This window comes from Streptococcus sp. HMSC10A01, from assembly GCF_001807785.1.
Classification (GTDB): Bacteria; Bacillota; Bacilli; order Lactobacillales; family Streptococcaceae; genus Streptococcus; species Streptococcus gordonii.
This window is the reverse complement of sequence record NZ_KV790968.1, coordinates 1-5,020: the sequence shown is the minus strand read 5'-3', so window position 1 is coordinate 5,020 and position 5,020 is coordinate 1. Positions and strand designations below refer to the sequence as shown.

General features: G+C 50.4%; 1 tRNA gene and 3 rRNA genes. All 4 read left to right on the top strand.

Annotated elements, in window-relative coordinates:
- Window positions 1-119: 119 nt before the first annotated feature.
- The 4 genes from HMPREF3108_RS04650 (at window position 120) to rrf (ending at window position 5,018) form a co-directional block, all read left to right on the top strand.
- Window positions 120-1,676, top strand: a 16S ribosomal RNA gene (locus HMPREF3108_RS04650).
- 54 nt (window positions 1,677-1,730) lie between these two features.
- Window positions 1,731-1,803: transfer RNA gene (locus tag HMPREF3108_RS04645), tRNA-Ala, on the top strand.
- Window positions 1,804-1,922: 119 nt separating this feature from the next.
- Window positions 1,923-4,822: ribosomal RNA gene (locus HMPREF3108_RS04640) — 23S ribosomal RNA — on the top strand.
- Between the two features lie 80 nt (window positions 4,823-4,902).
- A 5S ribosomal RNA gene (gene rrf, locus HMPREF3108_RS04635) occupies window positions 4,903-5,018 on the top strand.
- The 16S, 23S and 5S rRNA genes sit together here with 1 tRNA gene alongside, the layout of an rRNA operon.
- Window positions 5,019-5,020 lie beyond the last annotated feature (2 nt).

The following is a 5,020-nucleotide window of genomic DNA, read 5'->3' as shown; positions in this document are numbered from 1 at the left end:
CAAAGACCTTTGAAAACTGAACAAGACGAACCAAGTGCAGGGTGACATAGAGATATGTGACCTGTCAAAGAACGAAAAATAAATCTGTCAGTGGACAGAAATGAGTAAGACTCAAACGCTTAAATGAGAGTTTGATCCTGGCTCAGGACGAACGCTGGCGGCGTGCCTAATACATGCAAGTAGAACGCACAGTTTATACCGTAGCTTGCTACACCATAGACTGTGAGTTGCGAACGGGTGAGTAACGCGTAGGTAACCTGCCTGGTAGCGGGGGATAACTATTGGAAACGATAGCTAATACCGCATAATATTAATTATTGCATGATAATTGATTGAAAGGTGCAATTGCACCACTACCAGATGGACCTGCGTTGTATTAGCTAGTAGGTGAGGTAACGGCTCACCTAGGCGACGATACATAGCCGACCTGAGAGGGTGATCGGCCACACTGGGACTGAGACACGGCCCAGACTCCTACGGGAGGCAGCAGTAGGGAATCTTCGGCAATGGACGAAAGTCTGACCGAGCAACGCCGCGTGAGTGAAGAAGGTTTTCGGATCGTAAAGCTCTGTTGTAAGAGAAGAACGGGTGTGAGAGTGGAAAGTTCACACTGTGACGGTATCTTACCAGAAAGGGACGGCTAACTACGTGCCAGCAGCCGCGGTAATACGTAGGTCCCGAGCGTTGTCCGGATTTATTGGGCGTAAAGCGAGCGCAGGCGGTTAGATAAGTCTGAAGTTAAAGGCTGTGGCTTAACCATAGTACGCTTTGGAAACTGTTTAACTTGAGTGCAGAAGGGGAGAGTGGAATTCCATGTGTAGCGGTGAAATGCGTAGATATATGGAGGAACACCGGTGGCGAAAGCGGCTCTCTGGTCTGTAACTGACGCTGAGGCTCGAAAGCGTGGGGAGCGAACAGGATTAGATACCCTGGTAGTCCACGCCGTAAACGATGAGTGCTAGGTGTTAGGCCCTTTCCGGGGCTTAGTGCCGCAGCTAACGCATTAAGCACTCCGCCTGGGGAGTACGACCGCAAGGTTGAAACTCAAAGGAATTGACGGGGGCCCGCACAAGCGGTGGAGCATGTGGTTTAATTCGAAGCAACGCGAAGAACCTTACCAGGTCTTGACATCCCGATGCCCGCTCTAGAGATAGAGTTTTACTTCGGTACATCGGTGACAGGTGGTGCATGGTTGTCGTCAGCTCGTGTCGTGAGATGTTGGGTTAAGTCCCGCAACGAGCGCAACCCTTATTGTTAGTTGCCATCATTCAGTTGGGCACTCTAGCGAGACTGCCGGTAATAAACCGGAGGAAGGTGGGGATGACGTCAAATCATCATGCCCCTTATGACCTGGGCTACACACGTGCTACAATGGCTGGTACAACGAGTCGCAAGTCGGTGACGGCAAGCTAATCTCTTAAAGCCAGTCTCAGTTCGGATTGTAGGCTGCAACTCGCCTACATGAAGTCGGAATCGCTAGTAATCGCGGATCAGCACGCCGCGGTGAATACGTTCCCGGGCCTTGTACACACCGCCCGTCACACCACGAGAGTTTGTAACACCCGAAGTCGGTGAGGTAACCTTTTAGGAGCCAGCCGCCTAAGGTGGGATAGATGATTGGGGTGAAGTCGTAACAAGGTAGCCGTATCGGAAGGTGCGGCTGGATCACCTCCTTTCTAAGGAAAAACGGAATGCACGATGGAGTCTTGTTTAGTTTTGAGAGGTCTTGTGGGGCCTTAGCTCAGCTGGGAGAGCGCCTGCTTTGCACGCAGGAGGTCAGCGGTTCGATCCCGCTAGGCTCCATTGGAACGGAAGTTCCAAACTAGTCCATTGAAAATTGAATAACTATATCAAATAGTAACAAGAAATAAACCGAAACGCTGTGAATATTAATGAGTTTAAGACTGAAAGGTCAAAAATAAGGTTAAGTTAGTAAGGGCGCACGGTGGATGCCTTGGCACTAGGAGCCGAAGAAGGACGTGACAAACGACGAAATGCCTCGGGGAGCTGTAAGTAAGCGACGATCCGTGGATGTCCGAATGGGGGAACCCAACAGGTTGATGCCTGTTACCCATTTCTGTTAAGGAAATGAGGAGGAAGACGCAGTGAACTGAAACATCTAAGTAGCTGCAGGAAGAGAAAGCAAAAGCGATTGCCTTAGTAGCGGCGAGCGAAGAGGCAGGAGGGCAAACCGAAGAGTTTACTCTTCGGGGTTGTAGGACTGCAATGTGGACTCAGAATTTATAGAAGAATGGCTTGGGAAAGTCAGCCAAAGAGAGTAAGAGCCTCGTATTTTAAATAGATTCTGTACCTAGCAGTATCCTGAGTACGGCGGGACACGAGAAATCCCGTCGGAATCTGGGAGGACCATCTCCCAACCCTAAATACTCCCTAGTGACCGATAGTGAACCAGTACCGTGAGGGAAAGGTGAAAAGCACCCCGGGAGGGGAGTGAAATAGAACCTGAAACCGTGTGCCTACAACAAGTTCGAGCCCGTTAATGGGTGAGAGCGTGCCTTTTGTAGAATGAACCGGCGAGTTACGTTATGATGCGAGGTTAAGTTGAAGAGACGGAGCCGTAGGGAAACCGAGTCTGAATAGGGCGCAATAGTATCATGACGTAGACCCGAAACCATGTGACCTACCCATGAGCAGGTTGAAGGTGCGGTAAAACGCACTGGAGGACCGAACCAGGGCACGTTGAAAAGTGCTTGGATGACTTGTGGGTAGCGGAGAAATTCCAAACGAACTTGGAGATAGCTGGTTCTCTCCGAAATAGCTTTAGGGCTAGCGTCGACATCAAGATTCTTGGAGGTAGAGCACTGTTTGGGTGAGGGGTCCATCCCGGATTACCAATCTCAGATAAACTCCGAATGCCAATGAATTATGGTCGGCAGTCAGACTGCGAGTGCTAAGATCCGTAGTCGAAAGGGAAACAGCCCAGACCACCAGCTAAGGTCCCAAAATAATTGTTAAGTGGAAAAGGATGTGGGGTTGCACAGACAACTAGGATGTTAGCTTAGAAGCAGCTATTCATTCAAAGAGTGCGTAATAGCTCACTAGTCGAGTGACCCTGCGCCGAAAATGTACCGGGGCTAAAACAATTTACCGAAGCTGTGGATCCCTTAGGGGATGGTAGGAGAGCGTTCTATGTGTGGAGAAGGTGTACCGTGAGGAGCGCTGGAACGCATAGAAGTGAGAATGCCGGTATGAGTAGCGAAAGACAGGTGAGAATCCTGTCCACCGTAAGACTAAGGTTTCCAGGGGAAGGCTCGTCCGCCCTGGGTTAGTCGGGACCTAAGGAGAGACCGAAGGGTGTATCCGATGGCCAACAGGTTGATATTCCTGTACTAGAGTATGAAGTGATGGAGGGACGCAGTAGGCTAACTAAAGCAGACGACTGGAAGAGTCTGTCTAAGCAGTGAGGCGTGGTATGAGTCAAATGCTTATACCTATAACGTTGAGCTGTGATGGGGAGCGAAGTTTAGTAGCGAAGTTAGTGATGTCACACTGCCAAGAAAAGCTTCTAGCGATGTATCATACTCTACCCGTACCGCAAACCGACACAGGTAGTCGAGGCGAGTAGCCTCAGGTGAGCGAGAGAACTCTCGTTAAGGAACTCGGCAAAATGACCCCGTAACTTCGGGAGAAGGGGTGCTGACTTTGGTCAGCCGCAGTGAATAGGCCCAAGCAACTGTTTATCAAAAACACAGCTCTCTGCTAAATCGTAAGATGATGTATAGGGGGTGACGCCTGCCCGGTGCTGGAAGGTTAAGAGGAGTGCTTAGCGGTAACGCGAAGGTATGAATTGAAGCCCCAGTAAACGGCGGCCGTAACTATAACGGTCCTAAGGTAGCGAAATTCCTTGTCGGGTAAGTTCCGACCCGCACGAAAGGCGTAATGATTTGGGCACTGTCTCAACGAGAGACTCGGTGAAATTTTAGTACCTGTGAAGATGCAGGTTACCCGCGACAGGACGGAAAGACCCCATGGAGCTTTACTGCAGTTTGATATTGAGTGTCTGTGCCACATGTACAGGATAGGTAGGAGCCTATGAGATCGGGACGCCAGTTTCGATGGAGGCGCTGTTGGGATACTACCCTTGTGTTATGGCCACTCTAACCCGGATAGGTGATCCCTATCGGAGACAGTGTCTGACGGGCAGTTTGACTGGGGCGGTCGCCTCCTAAAAGGTAACGGAGGCGCCCAAAGGTTCCCTCAGACTGGTTGGAAATCAGTCGCAGAGTGTAAAGGTATAAGGGAGCTTGACTGCGAGAGCTACAACTCGAGCAGGGACGAAAGTCGGGCTTAGTGATCCGGTGGTTCCGCATGGAAGGGCCATCGCTCAACGGATAAAAGCTACCCTGGGGATAACAGGCTTATCTCCCCCAAGAGTTCACATCGACGGGGAGGTTTGGCACCTCGATGTCGGCTCGTCGCATCCTGGGGCTGTAGTCGGTCCCAAGGGTTGGGCTGTTCGCCCATTAAAGCGGCACGCGAGCTGGGTTCAGAACGTCGTGAGACAGTTCGGTCCCTATCCGTCGCGGGCGTAGGAAATTTGAGAGGATCTGCTCCTAGTACGAGAGGACCAGAGTGGACTTACCGCTGGTGTACCAGTTGTCTTGCCAAAGGCATCGCTGGGTAGCTATGTAGGGAAGGGATAAACGCTGAAAGCATCTAAGTGTGAAACCCACCTCAAGATGAGATTTCCCATAACGCAAGTTAGTAAGAGCCCTGAGAGAAGATCAGGTTGATAGGTTAGGAGTGGAAGTGTGGTGACACATGGAGCGGACTAATACTAATAGCTCGAGGACTTATCCAATTTTCATTGAGCGCAGCGTTCAAAAGGTATTGTTAGAGATGATTAGTTATTCAATTTTGAGTAGATTAGATACTCAATAGTTAAGTGACGATAGCCTAGGAGATACACCTGTACCCATGCCGAACACAGCAGTTAAGCCCTAGAACGCCGGAAGTAGTTGGGGGTTGCCCCCTGTGAGATATGGTAGTCGCTTAGCAA